General features: G+C 65.3%; 20 protein-coding genes. 5 read left to right on the forward strand and 15 right to left on the reverse strand.

What is annotated here, in order from left to right; translation table 11 throughout:
* Nucleotides 1–73: 73 nt before the first annotated feature.
* A complete protein-coding gene (locus ACE10Z_RS28785; protein WP_375783779.1) occupies nucleotides 74–7,135 on the reverse strand; it encodes a tandem-95 repeat protein in 7,062 nt (2,353 codons plus the stop codon).
* A gap of 238 nt (nucleotides 7,136–7,373) precedes the next feature.
* Between ACE10Z_RS28785 and ACE10Z_RS28790 the strand changes: the two genes are divergently transcribed.
* Nucleotides 7,374–7,817, forward strand: a complete 444-nt coding sequence (locus ACE10Z_RS28790; RefSeq protein WP_375783780.1) for a hypothetical protein — start codon at nucleotides 7,374–7,376, stop codon at nucleotides 7,815–7,817.
* An 80-nt stretch (nucleotides 7,818–7,897) separates the two neighbouring features.
* On the opposite strand, the gene ACE10Z_RS28795 is transcribed toward ACE10Z_RS28790, so the two are convergent.
* Both ACE10Z_RS28795 and ACE10Z_RS28800 read right to left on the reverse strand, forming a co-directional pair.
* Nucleotides 7,898–8,488, reverse strand: coding sequence for a DUF3617 domain-containing protein (locus ACE10Z_RS28795; protein WP_375783781.1), 591 nt, complete (start codon nucleotides 8,486–8,488; stop codon nucleotides 7,898–7,900).
* Nucleotides 8,489–8,642: 154 nt separating this feature from the next.
* A complete protein-coding gene (locus ACE10Z_RS28800) occupies nucleotides 8,643–8,921 on the reverse strand; it encodes a hypothetical protein (protein WP_375783782.1) in 279 nt (92 codons plus the stop codon).
* Between the two features lie 325 nt (nucleotides 8,922–9,246).
* On the opposite strand from ACE10Z_RS28800, the gene ACE10Z_RS28805 reads away from it, so the two are divergent.
* The gene (locus ACE10Z_RS28805; protein WP_375783783.1) at nucleotides 9,247–9,618 is read left to right on the forward strand and encodes a hypothetical protein; all 372 of its coding nucleotides are present in this window, start codon (nucleotides 9,247–9,249) and stop codon (nucleotides 9,616–9,618) included.
* A 105-nt stretch (nucleotides 9,619–9,723) separates the two neighbouring features.
* On the opposite strand, the gene ACE10Z_RS28810 is transcribed toward ACE10Z_RS28805, so the two are convergent.
* From ACE10Z_RS28810 to ACE10Z_RS28830, 5 genes are all read right to left on the reverse strand, one after another.
* Nucleotides 9,724–9,984, reverse strand: coding sequence for a hypothetical protein (locus ACE10Z_RS28810; RefSeq protein WP_375783784.1), 261 nt, complete (start codon nucleotides 9,982–9,984; stop codon nucleotides 9,724–9,726).
* A gap of 98 nt (nucleotides 9,985–10,082) precedes the next feature.
* Nucleotides 10,083–10,853, reverse strand: coding sequence for an SDR family NAD(P)-dependent oxidoreductase (locus ACE10Z_RS28815; RefSeq protein WP_375783785.1), 771 nt, complete (start codon nucleotides 10,851–10,853; stop codon nucleotides 10,083–10,085).
* 53 nt (nucleotides 10,854–10,906) lie between these two features.
* The gene (locus ACE10Z_RS28820) at nucleotides 10,907–11,704 is read right to left on the reverse strand and encodes an SDR family oxidoreductase (RefSeq protein ID WP_375783786.1); all 798 of its coding nucleotides are present in this window, start codon (nucleotides 11,702–11,704) and stop codon (nucleotides 10,907–10,909) included.
* Nucleotides 11,704–13,092, reverse strand: coding sequence for a transaminase (locus tag ACE10Z_RS28825; RefSeq protein ID WP_375783787.1), 1,389 nt, complete (start codon nucleotides 13,090–13,092; stop codon nucleotides 11,704–11,706). The genes ACE10Z_RS28820 and ACE10Z_RS28825 overlap by 1 nt, the downstream gene beginning before the upstream one ends.
* Entirely contained in the window at nucleotides 13,089–14,573 is a 1,485-nt protein-coding gene (locus ACE10Z_RS28830) for an aldehyde dehydrogenase (protein ID WP_375783788.1), read from the reverse strand. Before ACE10Z_RS28830 ends, ACE10Z_RS28825 begins: the two co-directional genes overlap by 4 nt.
* 218 nt (nucleotides 14,574–14,791) lie before the next feature.
* Here ACE10Z_RS28830 and ACE10Z_RS28835 point away from each other — a divergent pair, with 218 nt between their 5' ends.
* From ACE10Z_RS28835 to ACE10Z_RS28845, 3 genes are read left to right on the forward strand one after another with little or no spacing between them, the layout of a single operon-like run.
* Complete coding sequence (locus tag ACE10Z_RS28835) at nucleotides 14,792–16,054, forward strand: Tm-1-like ATP-binding domain-containing protein (RefSeq protein WP_375783789.1); 1,263 nt, start codon at nucleotides 14,792–14,794, stop codon at nucleotides 16,052–16,054.
* The gene (locus ACE10Z_RS28840) at nucleotides 16,051–16,716 is read left to right on the forward strand and encodes an HAD family hydrolase (RefSeq protein WP_375783790.1); all 666 of its coding nucleotides are present in this window, start codon (nucleotides 16,051–16,053) and stop codon (nucleotides 16,714–16,716) included. Before ACE10Z_RS28835 ends, ACE10Z_RS28840 begins: the two co-directional genes overlap by 4 nt.
* 18 nt (nucleotides 16,717–16,734) lie before the next feature.
* Nucleotides 16,735–18,087, forward strand: a complete 1,353-nt coding sequence (locus ACE10Z_RS28845) for an aminotransferase class III-fold pyridoxal phosphate-dependent enzyme (RefSeq protein ID WP_375783791.1) — start codon at nucleotides 16,735–16,737, stop codon at nucleotides 18,085–18,087.
* On the opposite strand, the gene ACE10Z_RS28850 is transcribed toward ACE10Z_RS28845, so the two are convergent.
* The 7 genes from ACE10Z_RS28850 to ACE10Z_RS28880 form a co-directional block, all read right to left on the reverse strand.
* Nucleotides 18,073–18,378, reverse strand: coding sequence for a hypothetical protein (locus ACE10Z_RS28850; protein WP_375783792.1), 306 nt, complete (start codon nucleotides 18,376–18,378; stop codon nucleotides 18,073–18,075). The two genes, ACE10Z_RS28845 and ACE10Z_RS28850, sit on opposite strands and share 15 nt — an antisense overlap.
* Nucleotides 18,379–18,386: 8 nt before the next feature.
* A complete protein-coding gene (locus tag ACE10Z_RS28855; protein WP_375783793.1) occupies nucleotides 18,387–20,399 on the reverse strand; it encodes a tyramine oxidase in 2,013 nt (670 codons plus the stop codon).
* A 65-nt stretch (nucleotides 20,400–20,464) separates the two neighbouring features.
* Nucleotides 20,465–21,484: a branched-chain amino acid ABC transporter permease gene (locus ACE10Z_RS28860; protein WP_375783794.1), complete on the reverse strand. Its 1,020-nt coding sequence runs from the start codon at nucleotides 21,482–21,484 to the stop codon at nucleotides 20,465–20,467.
* Nucleotides 21,485–21,489: 5 nt separating this feature from the next.
* Entirely contained in the window at nucleotides 21,490–22,356 is an 867-nt protein-coding gene (locus tag ACE10Z_RS28865) for a branched-chain amino acid ABC transporter permease (RefSeq protein ID WP_375783795.1), read from the reverse strand.
* 16 nt (nucleotides 22,357–22,372) lie between these two features.
* Entirely contained in the window at nucleotides 22,373–23,071 is a 699-nt protein-coding gene (locus ACE10Z_RS28870; RefSeq protein ID WP_375783796.1) for an ABC transporter ATP-binding protein, read from the reverse strand.
* Entirely contained in the window at nucleotides 23,058–23,789 is a 732-nt protein-coding gene (locus tag ACE10Z_RS28875; RefSeq protein ID WP_375783797.1) for an ABC transporter ATP-binding protein, read from the reverse strand. Before ACE10Z_RS28875 ends, ACE10Z_RS28870 begins: the two co-directional genes overlap by 14 nt.
* 1 nt (nucleotide 23,790) lies before the next feature.
* Nucleotides 23,791–25,104 carry an ABC transporter substrate-binding protein gene (locus ACE10Z_RS28880; RefSeq protein WP_375783798.1) on the reverse strand — a complete coding sequence of 438 codons (1,314 nt, stop codon included), beginning with the start codon at nucleotides 25,102–25,104 and terminating at the stop codon, nucleotides 23,791–23,793.
* Between the last annotated feature and the right edge of the window lie 26 nt (nucleotides 25,105–25,130).

Consider the following 25,130-nt stretch of genomic DNA (forward strand, 5'->3'; position numbering starts at 1 on the left):
CAATCAAGTGACAATCCCAAAACAAATCCGCGGAGTGGTCTCCGCGGATTTTCGTTTTTGCCGCAAGCGTTGCCTAGAAAATATGAATGTTCGCGGCCGCCGGAATGCCGGTGCTCAGATGCGCGAGGTCCACCTTGTCGGAGCCAGTACCATTTGCCGAGTACCAGAGTTCATGCGTCGCATTGTTGAAGAAGAACTTGTTCGTACTTCCACTTTCGGTCCAGGCGCTCGCGTTGCTCTCGGTCCCGCCGGTGGCTGCTGATGACGTGAACTGACTGGCCGTCAGAGCGTTTGAGGTGCCCGCCGGAAGGCTCAGACCGGCCACGTCGAGAAGGACCAGGTCACCGCTGTTGAAATCACTAATGATCTGGTGGGCGGCGAGATTGAGAACAAACTTGTCGTCCCCGCCGTTACCAGTGAGCGTTTCAGGCGTTGCTCCCGCGACGATGACATCATTTCCAGCGGTTCCCGAAAGGGTCGTCCCGCCGTTCACATTTACGTCGAATGACCCGCTAACGACATTTCCGTCGCCGTCCTTGACCCCGACAGTGAAGGGAACGTCGGTTTGGCCGTTGTTAACGACTTCGGAAATTCCAGCCAACAGCACCTTGGACGCGCCGGAAACTTGATACAACTCAACGTAGTCGATGTTTCCGTGACCAGTAGCCGTGAGAGTGAGCCCATCGGTGGACGAGTTATAGACGCTGGAGGTCACCGTGCCATCGATACTGTGCACGACGTAGTCGATAATCGACGCACCACTGCCAAGGGCCTTGACGCTGAACGAGATCTGATTCCCCGTTCCAACAGCCGAAGCACCAGACGCTGTGCCATACGACCAAGTATCGCCATGGCTGTTGTCACCGACAGCTCCAAGATCAAAGCGCATGAAGTCGCCGGCATTAAAGCCATTGCTGTGGACACCCTCGCCTGTCGAACTTGCCTTGACGGAGTCCTGGGTCAACTGCGCAGTCGTCAACGTGTCGTGCGTTTCGTTGAGCCATTTATTGACATCGAACGCTGCGGTTGTGTGGTAGCCCGTCAATATGGTTACCGGATTGCCGCTCGTGTCCGATAATACGGCATACGCCGCTGGTCCAGATCCACCGGGACTACCGGCGGGATTGATCTGCTCCGGCGAATATGCATCGAGAGTATGTAATAGGTAGAACGAGTAAGTCGATGTTGTCGGATCAAGCGCCACCTTGAAGACGTCCGCCCCATTGGCAACACCGTGGAGGACGCCACTTGCATCCACATATTCCGAGACCGCATATCCCCCCGCCTGGATCGTCGTCGCAGTAGGATGTAGCGGATCCGTGGATACGCCGGTGAAAAAGAGTGATCCCAGGCCGTCTGCGCCGGGTGTGAATTGCAGACCTCCAATCACGCTGATGCCTGCTACGTTGGCAACTACGCCGTGGTCGGCCGACGTCCAAATCGGCGCGTCGTCCACCACATTGGCCGTGATGTGATCCGTGACCGACCCGCCGTTCAGCGTGTCCGTCGCCACCACCTTCAGCGTGCCCAGATCGGGCAACGTCGAACCCTCGCCCAGGATCGGCCCCAGAAGCTTCTCCTGTACCGTCACCGTGCCGGTCGTCCCGGCATTGATCGTCGCGCCCGACAGGATGTCGAACTGCACCACGTTGACGCTGCCCTGCGCGCCCGTGATGTGCTGGCCATCGGGGCTGACCGTCCAGCTCAGGGCCGGATAACCGCTGGCCAGCACCGTGGTCAACGTGCTCGCGTCCAGCGTCACATGCAGGTCGTCCGCGCCCGCCGTGAACGTCACCTGCTTCGTCTGCGTCAAGTCCGACGGGTTCGGGCTCGTCCCGAGCGGCAGCGAGCTTTCGTGGACCGTCCAGGACGTGTCGCCGCCCGCCGTCGGGCCCGCGCCCGCCTTGATCGTGATCGCCAGCTGCGCTTGCGACGTCGTGCCGTCGGCGTCCGTGATCGTGTAGGTGAACGTGTCGACCGAACCCGCCTTCACGTTGGGGTTCGGCGTGTAGCTGAACGTGCCGTCCCCATTCAGCGTCAGCTTGCCGTCCGCACCCACAATCGTCGTCGTCGCCGAAGCCCCTGAACCCGTCAGAGCCTGCGTCGTTGCCCCAGACGTAACACTCGTCACATAAGTCGGCCTGTCCGCGCCCAACGCGTCGTTGCCCAGAACGCTCGCAGCGTTGCTCGTAACGGCGTCCGTCAGCACCGCTACCGCAGGACCGCCGTCAACCGCCGAAGCCGTGTCGTTGACCGCCGTCGGATGATCGTCCAGCGCGTTGACGGTGATCGTGTTGGTGACCGTGTTCCCGACGCTGTCCTTCACCTGGTAGGTGAACGTGTCCGCCAGTTCGGTCGCCGAGCCGTTAATCACCGGGCTCGTCAGCGTATAGGTGAACGTCCCGTCGCCATTGATCACGATCGTGCCGTGGGCGCCCGTTGCCGGGCCCACCAGGCTGTAGGTGTCGGCGCCAACCCCGCCCGAGACAAGGCCAACCAGGGTCGCCCCGCTCGTCACGTTCGAGCCGTCATGCAGCGAGCCGGTCGCAAGGCCCGCCTCGTTCACCGTCACCGTGTCCGGCGTCGCCGCCAGACCCGAGGCGTTCACCGTGATCTTCAGCGTCGTCGTCGAGGTGTTCCCGTCGCCGTCCTGGATCGTGTAGACGAAGTTGTCCGCGCCGCTCACATTCGGCTTGGCCGCATAGCTGTAGCTGCCGTTCGCCTGCAGCGTCAGGTCGCCATAGGTGCCATGGATCACCGAGCCCACGCCGCCGCTCAGCGCCGTCGACGTGCTCGTTCCCGCCGCAACCCCGACGACCCCGCCGCCCGCCGCGTAACCGTCCGCCCCCGCAACGTCGTTGCTCTCCACATTGGCCGCCACCGTCTGGCCGGAGATCAGGCTGTTCGTGTCCGCGTTCGCCGTCGGATGATCGTCGATCACATTGATCGTCAGGGTGCCCGTCCGGTTCTGCCCGTCCAGGTCCGTCACGCTGACAGGGAAGCTCCGCGCCGGATCGATCCCGCCGGAACCGGTCTCCGCCGAGGTCAGCGTGTAGCTGTAGTGGATCGTGCCCGCACTCGTGCCGTCATAGGTGTAGTACGCGCTCACCGTGCCGGTCGCATCCGTGAACACCGTCGGATGACCGGAATCGCTCGACAGCACGTGGCCGCCCAGCGACACCGTCTGCACGCCGTCCGGCGAGGTGAACCCGATCGTTCCCGTCGTCACCACCGGATCCGCCGCCTGGCCCGCATGCGAACCGATCACCGGCAGCCCGGCCTCGTACACGATCGCCGAGGCGGAGCCCGCCGCCGGGATCGACCCGAGCTCGGGCGTTCCCTTGCCGATCGCGATCGTCAGCGTCGTCGACGACTGGTCGCCGTCGCCGTCCGTCAGCGTGTAGTGGAACACGTCGCTGACGCCGCCCGGCGTGTTCGCCGCGCGGTCGTAGGTGTAGCTGCCGTCGGAATGCAGCACCAGCGTGCCGTACGCTCCCGCGATCGTCGTGCCGCCCGCCGTCACCGCCTGCGCCGCGCCCGTGCCGTAGGCCGAGGTCACGCTCGCGCCGTCCGCGCCCTTCACGTCCGCGTCCGCCGCCGGATTGCTCTCGCCGGCCCCCGTGATCACGTTGCCCGCGATCTCGACATGGCTGCCCGCCGCAACGCTGTTGTTATCCGGGTTCGCCGTCGGCACGTCGTCGACGACGTTGATCACCAGGTTGTTGCCCGCCGGCGTGCTCTGGCCGTCGAGGTCGGTCACGACCACCGCAAAGCTCGGCTGACGCTCGACGTCGGCCCCGTTGTTCGCTGGGGGGCTCTCCAGATAGTCCGCCGTCAGCGTGTAGCTGTAGTGGATCGTGCCCGCGCTGCTGCCGTCGTAGCTGTACCACGCGCTCACCGTGCCGGTCGCGTCCGTGAACAGCGTCGGATGGCCGGAATCGCTCGACAGCACGTGGCCGCCCAGCGACACCGTCTGCACGCCGTCCGGCGAGGTGAACCCGATCGTTCCCGTCGTCACCACCGGATCCGCCGCCTGGCCCGCATGCGAACCGATCACCGGCAGCCCGGCCTCGTACACGATCGCCGAGGCGGAGCCCGCCGCCGGGATCGACCCGAGCTCGGGCGTTCCCTTGCCGATCGCGATCGTCAGCGTCGTCGACGACTGGTCGCCGTCGCCGTCCGTCAGCGTGTAGTGGAACACGTCGCTGACACCGCCCGGCGTGTTCGCCGCGCGGTCGTAGGTGTAGCTGCCGTCGGAATGCAGCACCAGCGTGCCGTACGCTCCCGCGATCGTCGTGCCGCCCGCCGTCACCGCCTGCGCCGCGCCCGTGCCGTAGGCCGAGGTCACGCTCGCGCCGTCCGCGCCCTTCACGTCCGCGTCCGCCGCCGGATTGCTCTCGCCGGCCCCCGTGATCACGTTGCCCGCGATCTCGACATGGCTGCCCGCCGCAACGCTGTTGTTATCCGGGTTCGCCGTCGGCACGTCGTCGACGACGTTGATCACCAGGTTGTTGCCCGCCGGCGTGCTCTGGCCGTCGAGGTCGGTCACGACCACCGCAAAGCTCGGCTGACGCTCGACGTCGGCCCCGTTGTTCGCTGGGGGGCTCTCCAGATAGTCCGCCGTCAGCGTGTAGCTGTAGTGGATCGTGCCCGCGCTGCTGCCGTCGTAGCTGTACCACGCGCTCACCGTGCCGGTCGCGTCCGTGAACAGCGTCGGATGGCCGGAATCGCTCGACAGCACGTGGCCGCCCAGCGACACCGTCTGCACGCCGTCCGGCGAGGTGAACCCGATCGTTCCCGTCGTCACCACCGGATCCGCCGCCTGGCCCGCATGCGAACCGATCACCGGCAGCCCGGCCTCGTACACGATCGCCGAGGCGGAGCCCGCCGCCGGGATCGACCCGAGCTCGGGCGTTCCCTTGCCGATCGCGATCGTCAGCGTCGTCGACGACTGGTCGCCGTCGCCGTCCGTCAGCGTGTAGTGGAACACGTCGCTGACACCGCCCGGCGTGTTCGCCGCGCGGTCGTAGGTGTAGCTGCCGTCGGAATGCAGCACCAGCGTGCCGTACGCTCCCGCGATCGTCGTGCCGCCCGCCGTCACCGCCTGCGCCGCGCCCGTGCCGTAGGCCGAGGTCACGCTCGCGCCGTCCGCGCCCTTCACGTCCGCGTCCGCCGCCGGATTGCTCTCGCCGGCCCCCGTGATCACGTTGCCCGCGATCTCGACATGGCTGCCCGCCGCAACGCTGTTGTTATCCGGGTTCGCCGTCGGCACGTCGTCGACGACGTTGATCACCAGGTTGTTGCCCGCCGGCGTGCTCTGGCCGTCGAGGTCGGTCACGACCACCGCAAAGCTCGGCTGACGCTCGACGTCGGTCCCGTTGTTCGCCGCCGGGCTCTCCAGATAGTCCGCCGTCAGCGTGTAGCTGTAGTGGATCGTGCCCGCGCTGCTGCCGTCGTAGCTGTACCACGCGCTCACCGTGCCGGTCGCGTCCGTGAACAGCGTCGGATGGCCGGAATCGCTCGACAGCACGTGGCCGCCCAGCGACACCGTCTGCACGCCGTCCGGCGAGGTGAACCCGATCGTTCCCGTCGTCACCACCGGATCCGCCGCCTGGCCCGCATGCGAACCGATCACCGGCAGCCCGGCCTCGTACACGATCGCCGAGGCAGAACCCGCCGCCGGGATCGACCCGAGCTCCGGCGTTCCCTTGCCGATCGCGATCGTCAGCGTCGTCGACGACTGGTCGCCGTCGCCGTCCGTCAGCGTGTAGTGGAACACGTCGCTGACGCCGCCCGGCGTGTTCGCCGCGCGGTCGTAGGTGTAGCTGCCGTCGGAATGCAGCACCAGCGTGCCGTACGCTCCCGCGATCGTCGTGCCGCCCGCCGTCACCGCCTGCGCCGCGCCCGTGCCGTAGGCCGAGGTCACGCTCGCGCCGTCCGCGCCCTTCACGTCCGCATCCGCCGCCGGATTGCTCTCGCCGGCGCCCGTGATCACGTTGCCCGCGATCTCGACATGGCTGCCCGCCGCAACGCTGTTGTTATCCGGGTTCGCCGTCGGATGATCGTCGCTGATCGACAGTTTCGGCCCGAGATCAACGCTAGCAGAAGCCGTACTGGCATCATTTCCCACAACCGTCTGCGTCAGCGTCACGGTGCCGGCCGCCAGCGAGACGGGCCCCGAATGATTGTCGACCGCGCGGTCCTCGGTGAACGTCACGATGCCTGAGCTGTCCACTGTGATAGTGAACGCCAGCGCGCCGCCGACGCCACCGACATGGCCCTCGATCGTCGTGGCGTTGACCTGCACCAGCACGTCGTGCTGCTGGGTCTGAGAATCGATCAAGCCAGAAAACGTGCCGTTGCCGGGAATCGAGAGCGTGTAGCTCACCGAGAGAATGCCCGCGGTCCCCGCCGCGACGGTAAAGTCGGCAGCAAAATTCCCCTTCGCACTCGTCAACGCTGCGTTGTGTAACGAGCCGTCGACGCCGTTGTTGGTCGCCGCCGTCAGGTCTGCCTCGCTCAGCGTCAGGCTGACGATCGAATCGGCCTTGATCGCCAGCGGCACCGAAGTCAGAGAAGTCAGGGGAGTCAGGGGAGTCTGCTGCAGAGGAAAGCTTCCGGTCGGCCCAAGGGTCGTGATACCCGGCAGTGTTTCCGGCCCAGCCAAGACGTTGGTGCCAACGGGATCCAGCGGATCAACCGCGGGTGCACTGAAATTCGCACCGCTCGCCTGCGCGTTGCCGTTCGAGTTGCCGCCATTGTCGGCCGCCGGCAACACGGAGGAGTCCGTGCTGATCGGAAACAGGCTTGCAAACTCTTGCACCGAGACGTCGCGACCGGGCGCCATCTCGATTGTGACGTTGTTCTGCCCATTCGCGCGAGAGTCGAAGAACGGCTCAACCGTGACGGTCGACTGGTTGTCGAACAGGATGATCAGCTTTTCGCCGATATGAACCAGCGTGATCTTTTCATTCGCGATCGACGAAAAGTCGACCTTCGCTTTCTGGTCGTATCCAAGATTGACGATGACGGCCTGATCCGTCAGCGGCTTCGTCAGCTTGTAAACTCGTGCGGGAGCCGAATTGGTGGAATTGCCGGTGCCGGTAGCCTGAGCGACCCGAAACGAACCCTGCATTATCAACCCCGCAAAATGCGATTAGAGGAAAAATTGTAGAAAAATTTAGTTTTAGGCTATTGTTAACCCTCCCTCCGGTCAAGAAATGTATTTGGTTAATCAATGCTTTCCCTGCGAGTGTGGTAAAGATCGAACAGGTCGAAGCTGCAAGAACCACGGCTTGGCCAATTTTGTTTAGCCGAAAGGCGGTACTCGCCGTCGGCCCGGCTCGATCCCTGCCGGCGATTTGGAGTGGTCGATGCGGGTGATTCGTCAGGGATGTGCCGCGGTTTTCCTTTGGGCCTCGATCGGCGCGGCATCCGCACAAACCCCGACGCCAACGCCAGTGCCGCCGGAGACCACCGTCGAACGCCAGGTTCGGGCGCTGGCCAACCGGGACACCCAAATCGGGATTTATCTCAATGTGTTGCCTGACTGCACGTCGGGGCCCCTGCCAACCATCCGGCTGGTCAGTCCACCCACTGCCGGAAAGGTTGTGGTGAAGTCAGCGAAGGCCAAGGCCACCAATTACAAGGCCTGCCTGGCGCTCGAGGTCCCGGCCTATGTCGCCTTCTATAAGGCGCCGCCCGAATTCCTCGGCGACGACGCCTTGACCATCGAGGTCAAATATCAGGGCGGCCGCACCGAGATTCAGAAGATCACCGTCAAGGTGAGTGGTCCAGGCAACCAGCAAAAGATCTGACGACAACGCCAGCGATCTCGATTGCGCGCCCTTCCAGGATGCGCATCGGCATCCAAGCGTTGCGGGGCCTGAGCACCGACTTAGAGCGGCTCACCTTCAGCCGTTTCCTGCTCGACGTCGTGCGAGACCTCGCTCGGTCGACCGGCAGGCTGGCCAAGCGACGCCCTGTCCTCGTGGCAATCACTGATCCGGCGGGCGACCACCCGGTCCTTCCGCGGCGCCTGGCCGTGGACTTCGTTGACCTCGGTGTATGCCTCGTCGCTCAGCACCGTGATGACGGTGCTCACCGGCCCCATGTAGTCGCACCGGTTGGAGAAGATATACCTGTTGCTGATCTTCTCAGGCCTTGAAGAATGGCAATTTCCGATCGACGGCGATGAGAACGTCGCCTTCATCGCCTGGGTCGGGTCGACACAGCGCGTCATTTCGCGCTCGAGCAGCTTTTGCCGGCCGTTGGAGGGCAAAACCAATTCCAGCGTCCGCACGAATCGCCACATCCCCTTTCGGAAGGTCGGCCCGCTGAAACTCTCCTCAGCCGCCGCGTTGTCGGAAGCGAGCAAGAACACAGCAAGCGCGGCCACGACGCCAAGCGTGCATGCGCAGACCTTCGATTGCCCGAAGCCCTCACGCGAAGTCATTCGTTGAATCCTTATCGGCTGCACGATGCGCATCGCGCGACTTCACTTGAAGCACGCCGAACCTCACTTCATTCCAGAACACTTCACGTTAAGGTCGAGTAAACACTCGCCCTTTTCGTTAGGGTTCTCCGCAGTCGAGGCCCGACCCCGCGCGAGGCAAGAGCAAGGGCGGATGAGAAGGTGGCCTTCATGCGAAGGTCGGGCCGACGCACCGCGTCGTTTCCGCGTTGACCACCCGGTACTTGAAATTCTTGTTCGCGCTCTTGACGACGTCGAGCGTTCGGATGAAGCGCCACAGGTCCTTGCGGAAGCTCGGGCCGGAAAACCATTGATCGCCGTGAGCAGGCTGAGCCGCTGCAGCCCGGCCGTTCACCAGTCGAGGAGATGGCGTCTGCGCGTGAGCCGCAGGGACGATCGCCAAGGTCAGTAGCGAACCTGCAATGGCACCACGGAAGTTCATTCCCACCCCGATGTTCGCCCCGAAACCCGTTCGCGATGCGATCCGGTCAGGCGCTTGGAAGCAGTCGCTGCGAAACGACTCGGATGTCCCTCACCACCCGCAGGCCAATTGTGGCCAGTAAAGGCACGTTGTCGCAGCCGGACAGTCTTCGACTTGATTCCGTTCCACTGAACCAAACCTGCAACACCTAACGCTCAATCCCCAAGGTGATTGCTTAACCCGCCGCGCTGCACTGGGCGGAGCGGTTTGACCTTGGAGGTTTTTTTTGCTCATTTAGCGCGAGATATTTTTTGCTCAATTGCTTAGCCTATCGCCGGACGAGGGGGCACTGATGCGTATTCGGATTTGCTACATGGTCGCGGGCATGTTGGCCTTGGGCGCAACGCTATCAGGCGCTTCCCGGCCGGCGGCGGCCGCGGACCTCGGCCTGGTCACCAAGGCACCGGTCGGCACCTGCTCAGAAATCGTCTTCACCTGCGAGAACGGCCATCAATATCCGCTCTGCCCGCGCGCCGTGTCGGTCGAGGGCGAAGTCGTCACGGCCTCGCTGCTGACCGGCCATGGCGGGGTGCATGTGCGGCTGGTGCCGATGGGCGTCGGATATCGCTATGCCGGCCACGGCATCTGGCTGGACGGCTTCCGGGAAAACGCGCTGCTCAACTTCGGCAAGCACCACCAGGTAGCCTGCGCCATCGCCCACTGATCAAAGCCTGATCCGGAAAAGCGCGAAGCGGTTTCCCACTGTCAGCGCTCCGCGCCCGCGCGGAGATCATGCTCAAACGAGGCGCGACACGAAGCCGGCTGCTCCTCACCTCTTGGTGCGGAGCACGGCGCGCGACGATCGTGAAAACATATACGCCTTCGGATAGACGTAGACCGGGCAGTGATCCTGCCACTGGTACAGCTGCCAATTCCATTTCCAGCAGCCGGATTCGATCTGAGGCTCCTGCACGTAGTCCAGCCGGTACGGCGGATCACCAAACGGATAGTCGCCGCATCGCGCCGCTGTCGATGACAGAACGACGATTGAAGCGGCCGCGGCAATGATCGCAGAAAATGACTTGTTCATAACGCCCCTCGATCGAATGACGTGACGACGCGAGAGTGCCAAATCCGCCGGTCCTTATCAAGGTGCCGGCCGCCCGCGACGCGACGCCAACCGGCCGTCTACACGGCGCGATTCTGCGTCGGCGAGCGACCGCCGCCATCGGCGACCAGCACCGCTCCGGTCACGAAGGACGCTTCGTCGGAAGCCAGGAACAGGCAGCATGCCGCGATCTCGGCGGGCTCGGCCATCCGTCCCAAGGCGATCCGCCGTTCGACGCCGCGAAACTCGGTCTCGGCGCTGGTGCCATTCTGGTCCGCGAGCAATTGCATTTCATAGGCGCTCATCGGCGTCCGCACCCAGCCTGGCGCAACGGCATTGGCGCGGATGCCGTCGGCGCCGTGGGCGTAGGCCAGCGAACGCGTATAGGCGACGACGGCCGCCTTGCTGGCGGCGTAGCTTGCGCTATCCGGGCTGGCATTGAACGCGGCAACGGAGGCGACGTTCACGATCGCGCCCCCGCGCTGCCGGAGCAGCGGCAAGGATGCCCGGCAGACACGCATGGTCCCCGTGAGATTGACGTCAAGCGTCCTGGCCCAGACCTCGTCGGAAACGTTCGCAGGCTGATCCGGCACGATCAGGCCGGCGGCGTTGACGACGACGTCGAGCAACGCGCCGCAGGCGGCGACGGCGTTGGCAATGTCGTCCGGACGCGTGACGTCACCATGGACCGCCTGCCCGCCGCACTCCGCCGCCGCGGCCTGAAGCTCGGCCTCACCGAGCCCGAACAGCACGACGCGCGCGCCGCTCAATGCCAGCAGGACAGCCGTCGCCCGGCCGATCCCCGTGGCTGCGCCGGTCACCAGCGCGGTCTTTCCGTCCAGCCGCGGCATCAGAGCATGATCCGGAAAAGTGGAAGCCGGTTTTCCGAAAAGATCATGCTCATCTAGAGTCCCCACTGCCGTTCGACGGCAAATCCGGTCTCCGGCAAGGTCGACCCGCCGTCGACGACGATGGTCTGCCCGGTGACATACTTGGCCTCGGTCGAGGCGAGATAGAGCATCGCGCAGGCGATGTCGTCGGCAGTCCCCATGTGCCCCATCGGAATGAAGCGTTCGAGCTTTGCCTTGTTCTCCGGCACGCTCATGGTGCCGCGGCCGGGCTTCTCGATGAAGCCGGCTTCGACGCCGTTGACCGTGATACCGTCGCGCGCGAGCTCGAAGGCGGCGCCGCGAATGAACGCGTTGACGCCGGCCTTCGCCGCCGAGTAATGCGCGCCGCCGCCCATCGCGACGCGCGCCGACACCGAGGACGTCACCAGAATGCGTCCGAACCTGACGGCGCGCATATGCGGAATTGCGGCCTGCGCGAGCCAGATGCTGGCGTTGAGATTGAGAGCCAGCGTCTCGTCGAGCCTGGCTTCGTCGAGCTCTTCAAGCGAGGCCCACGGACAACCACCGGCATTGTGCACGACGATATCGAGCCGGCCGTATCTGGCGGCGACATCGTCAACCATCGCACGCAGGCCGCTACGGTCCAGCTTGTCGAACGGCACACAATGCGCGGTCCGACCATCGGCTACCAGTTCGCGCGCCAGTGCCTCGGCCACATCGAGCGTTCGGTTGGCGATCACGACCGTCGCGCCGGCCTGCGCAAGACGCCTGACAATGGCCGCACCGATCCCGCGGCCGCCGCCGGTGACGATGGCGACCCGGCCCTCGAGATTGAACGGAAGCGCCTGCATCAGATGGCTCCTGCGCCTCGCAGCAGATCGATGAACTGCGCGAACACCGCCGTGTGCCTGTCGACATCCCGCCCCGACGTCGCCGGACACATCAGCAGCATGGTGTGGAACGGCGTCACCAGAATGCCCTCGTTCATGTAGAACGCATGCAGCAAGGTCTCGAGATCGGGCTGCCGGCCCGCAATGACGTCGGCGCCGCTGCGTGGCGGCCGTGGCATGAACATGATCTCGGCACGCGCGCCGATCTGCGTGACGTGCCAGGGCAGCCCGGCCGCATCGATCAGCCGGCGCGCCTCCTGCGCGAGCCAGGTCGCGGTTCCGATCATCCGTTCGTAATTCGCTGAGGTCAGGACCTTCTCCAGCACCGCGCGCATGGCGGCAACCGTCAGCGCGTTGCCGGCGAGCGTGCCACCGAAGCCGAGATGCGCGGACTGCCGCTCGCGCGGATTGACGTGGGGGACGAGCTTCCAGAGCCGCTCGGCAATCTCCTGGCTGAGACCGAACACGCCGGCGGGGATGCCGCCGGCGATCGCCTTGCCGGCGACGAAGATGTCGGGCTCGAGCCCGTGGCTCTCCGTGTAGCCCCCCGGTCCGCAGGACAGCGTATGGGTCTCGTCGATGATGAGCACGGTGCCGGCGCGGCGGGTCAGGTCGCGCAATGCCTGGTGAAAGCCGGGGTCGACCGGGATCATGCCGAAATTCGTCATCAGCGGCTCGGTCAGCACGCAGGCGACATCGCCCTGCGCCAGCGCCGCCTCCAGGCCTGCGACATCGTTGAACTCGACCACCCGGCTCACGGCGTCATGTTCGATGCCGTTGGGGTGGATCATGTTGCGCAGGCCGACCCGGCCGTCGCGGATCTCGACATGCGCCTCCTCGACGCCGCCATGGTAGCAGCCGGAGAACACCAGCACCTTGCGCCGGCCGGTGATCATGCGCGAGATGCGGATCGCGGCGCGGTTGGCGTCGGTCGCCGACGTCGTCAGGGTCCAGTATTTCGGACCGAAGCGCCGCGACAGCTCGGCACCGACCCAGAGACTGTCCTCGGTCGGCAGCATCATGGTCGCGCCGCGCTTGAGCTGATGCAGCGCGGCTTCCGTCACCGCCTCCGGCGCGTGCCCGCACATGCCGCCGGTGTCGCCGAGGCAGAAATCGATATAGTCGCGGCCGTCGATATCCCTGATATGTGCGCCCTGCGCCTCCTCCACATAGACCGGGAAGCCGCCGGCCCAGCGCCGCATCCAGTGCGACGGGCCGCCGTAAAGATAGTGCTGCCGGCCTTGCTGCCAGGCCGCCGCCGATCGCGGATGCAGCGCCCGGAAACGTTCCTGCTCGGCATCGAGCAAGCGGTTCAGAACGCCTGCGCGCTCGGTAATTGCTGATGTCATAGCGCGATCCAGGCGGTCTTGAGGTCGGTATAGGCGTCGAGCGCGTGGAGCGACTTGTCGCGTCCGAAGCCGGATTGCTTGAAGCCGCCGAGCGGCACCGTGATGTCGGCGCCGCCATAGGCGTTGACGTGCACGACGCCGGCCTTGATGGCGCGCACCATGCGATGCGCCGTTGACAGACTTCCGGTCCACACCGCCGATGCAAGTCCATAGGGCGTCGCATTGGCGAGCGCTGTGGCCTCTTCCTCACTGTCGAACCGCGTGACCGCCAGCACCGGGCCGAACACCTCCTCGCGCCAGACTTCCATCGACGGCGCCACCTCGGTGAGGATCGCCGGCGCCATGAAGTTGCCGCCGCTCTCGGCGCGGATCTGCTCGCCGCCGATCAGCCGCTTCGCGCCCTGCGCTTCGGCGCGGGCAACCGCATCGAGATTCTTGCGCAACTGCGCCTGGCTCGAGATGGCGCCGATATCCGAAGTCAGATCGAGGGGATCGCCGACCCTGAGCCCTCCGGTCGCATCGAGCAGCGCATCCATGAAACGATCGTAGATTGCGGACTGCACCAGCAGCCGCGAGCCGGCGACGCAGACCTGGCCCGAATTGCGGAAGATGCCGTTCGCGGAGACCTTGGCCGCGTGCTTGATGTCGGGCACATCGGCGAAGACGATGTTGGGCGACTTGCCGCCGAGCTCAAGATGAACCCGCTTCAGGTTCGACCGCGCCGAGCATTCCAGCAGCCGCCGGCCGACCGCGCCCGAGCCGGTGAAGGCGAGCACATCGACGTCCATGTGCAGTGCGAGCGCCTCGCCGGCCGATGCACCGCGGCCGGTGACGATATTGAGCACGCCGTCGGGCAGGCCTGCCTCGGTCGCGAGCTCGGCAAGCCGCAGCAGCGTCAGGGATGCCAGCTCCGGCGGCTTGACCACGACCGAGTTTCCAGCGGCGAGTGCGGGAGCGATCTTCCACGCGCCGATCATCAGCGGGAAATTCCACGGCACGATGACGCCGACGACGCCAAGCGGCTCGCGATGCACGAGCCCGAGCACGTCACCTGAGGTCGGCGCGATCTCGCCATACACCTTGTCGATCGCCTCCGCGTAATAGCGGATGGTACCAGCCGCCGACAGCGGTTCGGCCTTGTAGGCCATGCTGATCTCGGTGCCGTTGTCGCGCACACCGAGCACCGCGATCTCGAGCGCGTGCTGCTCGATGAGATCGGCGAACCGCAGCAGCACCTTCTTGCGCTGCGCCGGTGCTGCGCGCGACCAGATTCCCTGCTCGAAGGCCTGCCGCGCCCGCTTCACCGCGAGGTCGACATCGGAGGCATCGCCGTCTGCAATGGTCGTCAGCACCTGGCCGTCGATCGGCGACACCACGTCGAGCCGCGCCTCACCGATCGCCTGCGCCGGTCGGCCGCCAATGAAGAGCTGCTGGGCCGGAACTGCGGCCGAGCGTAACAGATCGATCTGGGCTTGCTGCATGCGGGATCATCATGACGGTGACAAAAGCGGCTCCTGACCGGAGACCGCTGGCATGGCGCAATCCTCGCCAAATCAAGGCTTTGGCAGCAATCAACCGATAGGTGGATGTCGCCGCGGCCAGCACCCTCATAGCGTGATCGCACGATGGCCGAACACCCTGCCCGCTGGGTGCAAACCAACTCGTCCACATCCCTCACGCCGCCGGCGAGCCGAAGGTCATGCCCGAGATCACGCAGCCCCGTATTCTTCTGATCGGCACTGGAGACACCAAGGCCGACGAACTGCTGTTCATGAGCGAGTGCATCGCGCGCGCCGGCGGCAGCACGATCATGATGGACATCAGCGTGCTCGGCGATCCGCCGTACCAGCCGGCTCATGACAAGCATGCGGTGGCGGCCGCCGCAAAGACCACGATCGCGGCGATTGCATCTAGCGGCGACGAAAACACCGCGATGTCCCTGATGGCGGTTGGCGCCGCAAATCTGGCACGCGAGCTTGCGGCGCGCGATGCCATCGACGGCGTGATCGCGATCGGCGGCACGATGGGCACCGACCTCGCGCTCGACGTCGCGCAGGCGCTGCCGCTCGGCCTGCCGAAGCTGATCGTCTCGACCGTCGCATTCTCGCATCTGATCCCGCCAGAGCGCGTCGCCGCCGATCTGATGATGATCCTGTGGGCCGGCGGCCTCTATGGCCTCAACGGCACCTGCACCGCCGTGCTGTCGCAAGCCTGCGGCGCGATCGTCGGCGCGGCGAAGAGCGCAATCAAGCCGAGCCAGGACCGGCCGCTCGTTGCGATCACATCGCTCGGCAAGAGCTGCCTGCGCTACATGGTGGAGCTCAAGCCGCAGCTCGAGCAGCGCGGCTACGAGGTCGTCGTCTTCCACACCACAGGCATGGGTGGCCGTGCCATGGAGTCGATCGCAGCCCAAGGCGGCTTTGCCGCGGTGCTGGACCTCAGCCTGCAAGAGGTCGCCAATCAGCTCACCGGCTCGGTGGTCAATTCAGGCGCCGACCGGCTGGAGAATGCGGGCAGAGCCGGCATTCCGCAGATCGTTGCTCCCGGGGCGGTCGACATGGTCGACTTCCCGGCATGGCTTGGGGTTCCGAACGAACTGTCGGATCGGCCGTTCCACGCACACAACCGGCTACTCGCATCGGCGACATCAGGATCCGCCGATCGCCGCCGGATCGCGCACGCGATTGCGGAAAAGCTCGCCGGCGCCAGCGCGCCCGTCGCCTTCGTGCTGCCCGCCGGCGGCATTCAGCAATGGGACCGCGAAGGCGAAGCCCTGCACGACCCCGATGCCCTCGCCGCCTTCGTCGACGCGATGCGAACGGCGGTCCGGCCGCCGGTCGAACTGCACGAGATCAAGGACCACATCAACAGCGCGACATTCAATGCAACGGTGCTCGGTATCTTCGACCGATGGGTCGCGGCCGGCATAGTCCGCCCCGGCCGCGCGACGGTTGCCGCATGACGAGGCCGCTCGCCCAGGCGCTGGTGCTCGACTTCGGCGGTGTCATCTCGAAGACCTTGTTCGAGACCCATGACCTGACCGAGCGCGCGCTCGGGCTCGCACCGTGCACGCTGAAATGGCTCGGACCATTTGCCCCCGACAGCGATCCGCTTTGGACGGCAATGCAGCGTGGTGAGATTTCCGAACGCGACTACTGGCTGACCCGCAGCCGCGAGGTCGGCCGCATGGTCGGCGAGGACTGGCGCGACATGGAAACCTTCGTGAAGCGCGCGCGCGGGGCCGATCCCGACACCGTGATCCGCCCCGAGGCCGCGCGCGCGATCACTCTCGCCGCCGATGCCGGATTCCGGCTCGCCATCCTCTCGAATGAACTCGACCTGTTCTACGGCGCGGATTTCCGCACCCGTCTTTCGATCCTCAAGCGCTTCGAGGCCATCGTCGATGCGACCCATACCGGGATCCTGAAACCCGATCGGCGCGCCTATCAAAGCGTGCTGGACGAACTGGCGCTGGAAGCAGAAGATTGCGTCTTCGTCGACGACCAGCGTCGCAACATCACGGGCGCTGCCGCGTGCAACATGCGCACGGTGCTGTTTGACGTGCGCAATCCGGCCGCGTCCTACAGCGAGGCGCTGCGGCATTTCGGGCTGCAATTCGACTGAGCGGGATAGAGAACGATCATGCGCGACAAGAACTTCCTGGTTGAGAACAACGCCAAGCCGATCTGGCACCCGATGGCCCATCCTGCCGAGATGCGGGCGCAGCCGCCGCGGATCGTGATGAAGGGCGAAGGCGTCCACGTCACCGACATCGACGGCAAGACCGTGATCGATGCGGTCGGCGGCCTGTGGAACGTCAACCTCGGCTACAGCTGCGATCCGATCAAGCAGGCGATCGCAGACCAGCTCAGCGCGCTGCCATACTATTCCGGCTTCCGCGGCACCTCGAACGGTCCCTCGATCGAGCTCGCCTACGAGCTCACCGAATGGTTCAAGCCGGAAGGCATGGTTCGCGCCTTCTTCACGTCGGGCGGATCGGACTCGGTGGAAACCGCGCTGCGGCTTGCGCGGCAATACTGGAAGATCAAGGGCCAGGCCGACCGCACCAAGTTCCTGGCGCTGAAGAAGGGCTATCACGGCACCCATTTCGGCGGCGCGTCCGTCAACGGCAATGCCAATTTCCGCCGCAACTATGAGCCGATGCTGCCCGGGGTATTCCACATCCCTGCCCCGTCGACCTTTCGCAACCCCTTCAACGAAACCGATCCCGCCCGGCTCGCGCAGCTCTGCGCGGCGGCGATGGAAGAAGAGATCGCGTTCCAGGGCGCGGATACGATTGCGGCCTTCATCATGGAGCCGGTGTTAGGGGCCGGCGGCGTGATCGTGCCGCCGGACAGCTTCATGAAGCTGGCGCGCGAGATCTGCGACCGACACGGCATCCTGATGATCGCGGACGAGGTCGTCACCGGATTTGGTCGCACCGGCGCGTGGTCGGGCTCGCGTCTGTGGGGCGTGAAGCCTGACATGATGACGATGGCCAAGGCGATCACCTCGGGCTACTTCCCGCTCGGCGCGACGCTGATCGGCGAGCAGGTCGCGGAAGCCTTCGAGACCGACACCACCGCGTTCGGCTCGATCGGCCACGGCTACACCTATTCGGGCCATCCGGTCGGCTGCGCCGCGGGCCTTGCGGCGCTCGCCGAGACCCGCCGCCTCAAGCTCGACGAGAATGCGGCCGCACGCGGCAAGGACCTCGCGCAGGCGCTGGCCGCGCTCAAGGCCAAGCATCCGCTGGTCGGCGACGTCAGGGGTAAGGGGCTGATGGCCGCGCTCGAACTGGTCGCCGATCGCGACGGCAAAAAGGCTGCGGACAAGAAGACCATGGCGAAGGTGGCGGATAGCGCTTACGAGGCCGGCGTGATGCTGCGCGTCTCCGGCAACAACCTGATCCTGTCCCCGCCCCTGATCCTCTCCGCATTGGATGTGAAGGCGATCGCCGAAGGGATCGACGCCGGCCTCTCAGCGGCCGGCTGACAGCGCGCTGACACAGGCCATGGCGCGCTCGAACGGCGCGCGATCCGCCTTGTCGCGGTCGAGGCAATCGGCGAGCGATGCTGCCGACATCCTCTGATCGGTGCAGAAGATCCGCATGAAGTCGGCCGCGAGCGCGACCTTGCGCAGCGCGGATTGGCGCTCCCAGTCGCCGCTGCTCAAATAGAGCAAGGACGCATCGTCAGCGCCGCTTTCGACCGCCGCGCCATGCGCAACGGGCTGCGCGGCCAATAGCGCCAGCAGCGCGCCGACCACCGCCACAATGCGACGCACGCCGCCACTCATTTGGTGTCCCTGGCATTCACCACCGGCGGCACGTCGAGCGCGGGATTGCGATCGAAGAAGTTGAACGGGCGGAGCCGGAAGCCGTGCCACAGGCCGGGCATGACCGGCCAATCCTCGGCGCGCGGTACGTGGCGGAAGCCGACCGTGTACCACAGTACGAGGTCGCGATCCTCGATCGGCCGTTTCGCCGCCGTCCATTTCGGCAGGCCATCGACCTCGGCATTTTCATTCGGATACATACCCGCGGCGTAGCGCTCGTCCCTGGCGTAGGCCGAGGTCCACAGCGTGTAGGCGCTGAAGCCGGCGCGGAGCTGGATCGGATCGTCCTTGGCGAGCAGCGAGACGTCGGAGTGTCCGGGCATCAGCTGGTAGCTGGTGCGATAGCCGCGGCCGTTGGTCCTGCCCGTACTCTCGATCCTGAACTGCGCCGCGCTCAGCGGCGTCGTGATCGGCCCTTCGGTCGCGACCGGCCTGGTGTCGACCTGCCAGAGGCTCTTGCGCTGCCCCTCATCCAGCCGGCGGACGCTGAAGCGATCCTCGACCAGCCGGTTCGAGGTGCCGTCAACGTCCATGTCGATCCGGAACGTCATGTAGTGATCGTGATTGACGGCCAGCAGCCGCTCGTCGACCAGCGTCCCGTAGGCCGTATCCTGCTTCGCCGTCGGATCGCTCAAGGTCCGGCTTGCCACGCCCTTGGTCGCATCGATGCCGTAGGCGCCGAGCCGCACGTCGATGTTGCCGGCACGGTCGAACACGTAGTCTACCAGATAGTCGTAATTGCCGACCACCGGTGCCATCCGCACCACCAGCTCGTTGTTCGGCCGCACCTCGGCGGTGTTGTTCAGCAGTTCGCTGTGGCGCCAGATCGGATCCCCGGTCGGGCGCTCGAAGATGCAGACTGCGCCCTTGGAGACGACAGGCATGCCCTTGGTGTCCGAGATCGTCAGATCGAGGAAATGCGCGCCTTCCGGGCAATCGACGCCGCGCTGCAATTCGCTGGAGAGCACGCCAAAGCCGTATTCGCCGATATCCATATAGGCGCGGAACGACCAGGTCGGCGAAGGATCCATGTAAGGCACGAACATCTCGCTCGCCGAGATCTGATAGGCGATGTCGCGGAACGTGCCGTGGTCGTCGTAGCGGATCAGCGACAGCACCGCGCCGACACGCGGCTCGAGCCGGACATGGAACGACCAATTGTCCCAACGGACCTGGCCGCCCTCCACCTTCACATTGCTGCCCTCGGGCGCGGTGATCTCGATCGGCTTCGGCGGCTTGCGATATTTTCCGGAGTCGGCATAGGCATGCGAGGGCGTCTGCGCCGGTGGCGGCACCACGCCAAGATCGGTCACCGACAGCACCGCCCTGCTCTTGAGATCGACCTGGGCGACCAGGTTCTCGATCGGCTTGCCCCAGAGATTGTTGGCGGCGCCCGTGGTGTCGACGCAGGGAACGTTGAGCAGGCGGCGGCCCTTCAGGGCCGGGTCGCTCACCGGACCGACCGTCAGCGGCAGGCACAGCACATTGCGGAAGTCGGTGATGCCGCGCTTGGCCATCGCGGCGATCCAGCGCGGGTCCTGCTTCGGCAGATCGCCGGCCGACATCAGCTCGTCGATGGTCAGCGCGGCCTCGTGATCGCTGACCTCGTCCCAGCCGAGCAGGCTACGCGCGGCGAGATCGATATGCGCTTCGTAGAGATGTCCGCCGCTCAGCAGCGTGGCGTTCGCCCGCCGCGCGAAGGGTTGTCCGGGCTTCCACGCCCGCACCTCGTCCTTGGGGTCCTCGTCGACGGTCATGGAAACGACCCGCGCCGCATCGTCGAGCTTGCCGGCATTGCGGAGGATTTCGGAGACCGAACGGATTTCGTCCGTCGTCAGCCCGTCCATCGGGTGTGTTGCGGCCGCCTGCGGCCACATCCTGCGCTCGGCCTGCGCCGGCAACGGCGCCGCCATCGTTGCCGCAACCAGGCCGGCCAATGCCAATCCGCCATGCCGGAATCTCAGAGCCATCACGCCCTCCACTCAAAGCCAGAACGCTCAGAATACAAGCAAAGGTGACGGCGTGAAGGCCCGCCTCATCCGGTAACCCGTTCCGATGCGCCCGGCAGGACGGAGGCCGCGGCCGGCCGTGGCGCGGCACGGTGGACGTCCAGCAGCCGCACGCCGAGGCGATCGCGCAACGCCGGCCAGATGCCGCGCGGCGCCACGATCATCACGACGACCGCAATGATGCCGAGCCCGACCAGATACCAGCCGCCGGACAGGCCGAGCGGCCCGGTCATCAATTCGCGCAGGCCGAAGAAGATGATGACGCCGAGGATCGGACCTTCCAGCGTTCCGATACCACCGATGATCACGATGAACATCATGTAGACGGACCAGTTGACGTCGAAGGCCGCGAGCGGCGCGATGAACAGATTGCCCATGAAGCTCAGCGCACCCGCAAGCCCGCATCCCGCCGCCGACAGCACGAAGGCGATGAAGCGGTTGTGGCGGACGTCGACACCGACGCTCATCGCGGCGAGATCATTGTCGCGCACGCTCATCAGCCCGAGCCCGAAGCTCGAGGTCATCATCTTGTACAGCGCCGCGATGGTGACGAGCGTCAGGCCGCCCGCCAGCCAAAACATGGTCGGCTCGAACCAGTCGAAATCGATCAGCTTGCTGGTGGCGAGCGGCACACCCGACGTGCCGCCTACCGCCTGCGATTTCATCGTGAAGGCGCCGATGATCTCGGCGAACACCCACATCGCGATCGAGAAATAAGCGTCGCGCAAACGAAACAACGGAAACGCGATGATCGCCGCGACGGCCGCGGCCACCAGCGGCGCCACCGGCAGCACCCAGATCGGGGTGACCTCGAGCCAACCGGAGGTCAGGAACAGCGCATAAGCGCCGAAGGCGATGAAGACCTGATGGCCGAGCGACACCAGCCCGGCATAACCCGCCAGCAGGTTCCACATTTGCGCCATCGTCAGCAGCAGCAGGCATTCGGTCGCAAGCCGCAGGATGCCCTCATTCAGCACGAAGGGCGCGCCGGCGATCACCGCAACGAGAACGACGGCGGAGGTCAGAAGAAGTGTCCGTGTCGGCATCGGCGTCACACCCTGCTCGACACGAGACCCGACGGGCGGATCAACAGCATGATGAAGAACAGCAGATGGGCGTAGAGCAGCCCCGCATTCGGATCGATCTTCAGGCCGATCAGTTGCGCCATCCCGAGCGCGATGCCGCCGAGCAGCGCGCCCCAGAACGAGCCGAGCCCGCCCAGCACCACGACCTCGAAGGCGATCAAGAGGCGCTCGGCGCCCGAGAACGGCGTGAAGCTCGACCGTACCGCGAGCAGCACGCCGCCGATCGCGCCGAGCGCGAGCGACAGGCCCATCACATAGTTATAGACCCGGTCGGGCTTGACCCCGGACAGCCGGACGATGTCGCGGCGGTCGGCGGTGGCGCGCACGATCCGGCCGAACTCGGTGTGGCGCAGCACGAGTTGCAGCGCCATGAACAGCAGCGCGGCCAGCACCAGCGTGAGCAGCGGCATGATGCCGATGTTGAGGCCCGCGATCTCGAGGCTGGCGCGCGCGAGCTCGCCGACCTGCAGGCTGCGCACGTCGGCGCCGAAAATTTCGACCATGACGTTGCGCAGGACCACCGAGACGCCGAAGGTCAGCAGCAATGGCGAGAGCGGATCGGGTGACGTCACGACCCGGTTGACGATGAGCGCCTGGTAGAGCCACCCGACCGCAAAAGACAGTGCAATCACCGGGATCAGCATCAGCAGCGGCGAAACCTGCGGAAACAGGTTGGAAAGCAGCACGGCGCAGAACGCGCTCAGCACCATGAACTCACCATGGGCGATGTTGACGACGCGCATCACGCCGAACACCAAAGCGAGCCCGATGCCGAGCAGGCCGTAGAGCCCGCCCAGCAGGGCCCCGTTGATCAATGTCTCAACCCAGATCATGTCGTGCCAATCCTGGCTAGTTACCGAAATAAGCGTGCGTCAGCTGCTCCGGCTGCAACCCTTGCGCCGGGCCGGTCAGCGACACGCGCCCCTTCAACAGGCAATAGATCCGCTCCGAGGTCGCAAGCGCGCGCTTGACATCCTGCTCGACCAGCACGACGGCGGTGCCCTCGCGGCGAATGTCGGCAAACGAGCGATAGATCTGCTCGACCACGACGGGGGCGAGCCCAAGCGAAATCTCGTCGCACAGCAGCAGCCGCGGGTTCGACATCAGCGCGCGGCCGATTGCCGCCATCTGCTGCTGACCGCCGGAGAGCTGGCCCGGAAACATCCGCCGCCGCTCTTCCAGGATCGGGAACAGGTCGAACACTCGCCGCAGCGTCCAGCTCCCCTTGCGCCGGTTGACGCTGCCCATCAGCAGGTTCTCCTCGATGGTCAGCGAGTCGAACAGCAGCCGCCCCTCGGGCACCATGATGAGCCCGAGCCGCGACACCTGCTCGGCCGGCATCTGCGAGATGTCGATGCCGTCGAAATGCACCGCCCCTCGCCGCTCATCGTTCAGCCCGACCAGCGCCTTCAGGAACGTCGACTTGCCGGCGCCGTTGGCGCCGACCAGCGCCACCGCCTCACCGTCGGCCACGGTGAAATTCATGTCGAACACCGCCTGGAGATCGCCGTAGAAGATCTGCAGGCCGTTTACATCAAGCAACGCCATCGGCCTTCAATCCCATGTAGATCTCGCGCACAACGGCGCTGTCCATCACCTCGGCCGGCGGCCCGTCAAGCACCTTGCGGCCGAAATCGAGCACCAGGATGCGATCCGACACAGCGCGCAGCGCGTGCGGAATGTGCTCGATCCAGATCATGGCATGATCGGCCTTGACCGACTTGATGATCGCGACCAGCCGTTCGACCTCGGGTTCGGTAAGACCAGCGGCGATCTCGTCAAGCAGGATCAGTTTGGGTTTCGAGGCCAGCGCCTTGGCGAATTCCAGCCGCTTGCGATCGATCAGCGGCAACGCGCCCGCGAGCTTGTCCGCCTTGGCGTCGAGCCCAGTGCGCTGCAACACCTCCATCGTCCAGTCGGACGCCGCCTCGCCATAGAGACCCGCGCCGTAGGACGCCGCGACCAGCGCGTTCTCGTAGACCGACAGATGCGGAAACGGTTGCGGGATCTGGAACGCCCGCCCGAGCCCCATCCGCGCCCGGCGATGCGGCGGCAGCTCTGATATCTCCCTGTCGTCGAGCATGATCGAACCGCCGTCGGCGGTGAGCAGGCCGACGATCAGGTTGAGCAGCGAGCTCTTGCCGGCGCCATTCGGGCCGATCACGCCGAGGCATTCGCCGCGCGCCAGCTCGAAGCTGACGTTATCGGCGACCACGATCTCGCCGAAACGCTTCGACAGCCCGCTGACGCGCAGAAGCGGTGCCATCTCAGGCGAGCTTCGACAGCAATGTGAGATCGGCCTGCTTCGGGATGAACGGCGCCGTCCCGTTGTGCACGATCAAGAGCTCGTATTTCGCCTTGCCGCCCTTGGTCTTGCGCCATTGCCCGCCGGACAGCGAGGTCACCGCGACGTTCTTGATCGGCGTTCCCTTGAACTTCACCGGTCCGACCACCGTCTCCATGTCGAGACCCGCTATGGCATCGCGCAGCGAGTTCTTGTCCTTCGGGTCGCTGTTCTGCAATGCCGCAAGCGCGACCTCCCACAGGGCATGGGCGTAGCCGATCGGCTGGGTCCATTGCTTGCCCGTCGTCTTCTCCCATTCCGCGGCGAGCTCGGCGGCGCTCTGCCCGGTCAGCGACGACTTGAACGGATAGGCCGGCGTCCACCACACCTCGGTCGACATGCCGTCGCCGCGATCGCCGAGCGCGTTCACCGCGCTCGGGAACAGGAATGCGGCCGCCACCGTGCAAATTTGCGGTTTGAACCCGGCCTGCGCCGCCTGGTTCCACAGCGTCACCCAGTGATTGCCGTAGGTAAATCCCGAGACGATATCGACGCCGTTGCTCTTAAACGACGACACCTGGTTGGTGAAGTCATCGGTCGCGATCTGGAATTTTCCGGCGGAGAATTCCTGGTAGCCCGCCCCCGCAATGCCACCGGGCAGACCGACCTTCGGGTCGGAGAACGCCTGGCCCGCGGGATTGTCGATGTAGAGCGTGCCGACCTTCTTGTTGGTGTCGACCGACTGCCACATGCCGAGGAAATTCTTTACGACGTCATCGGCGCCCCAGAAGAAGTGATAGCTGTAAGGGAAGCCCTTGTCGGGGGTCGACTTGCGCGGGAACATCCAGCCCTGCCACGGCACCATGGTCGAAATCGACGGAATGCCGCGGGCATCGGCGAGCTCCTGCACCGGGGCCTGCGCGTCGCCGTCCTCGATCAGGATCAGATCGCATTTCTCCCGCAGCACCAGTTCGCTCGCGACCACCGACGAACGGTTCGGATCGGATTGATTGTCCTTGAAGACAAACTCGACCTGCCAGGTCTTGCCGCCGATCTTCAGGCCGTCCTTGAGCCGGGCCTTGATGCGTTCATGGATCCAAGTGTCGGGCTCGGCAAACGGCGCGCGGACGCCGGACAGGCATCCGACCCAGCCGATCTTGATGGTGTTGCCGGCGGCCCGCGCAACATTGACCAGCGGCACGTTCATCGCCGATGCGAGACCGGTCGCACCGGCCGCCTTCAGCAGCGTGCGCCGGTCGAGCCGGCCGGACGTCTTGTCATTCTTTGTCTCAGTCATGTCCCTCTCCCTCCATAACCAATGAT

It is taken from the genome of Bradyrhizobium sp. Pha-3 (genome assembly GCF_042258615.1).
GTDB lineage: Bacteria > Pseudomonadota > Alphaproteobacteria > Rhizobiales > Xanthobacteraceae > Bradyrhizobium.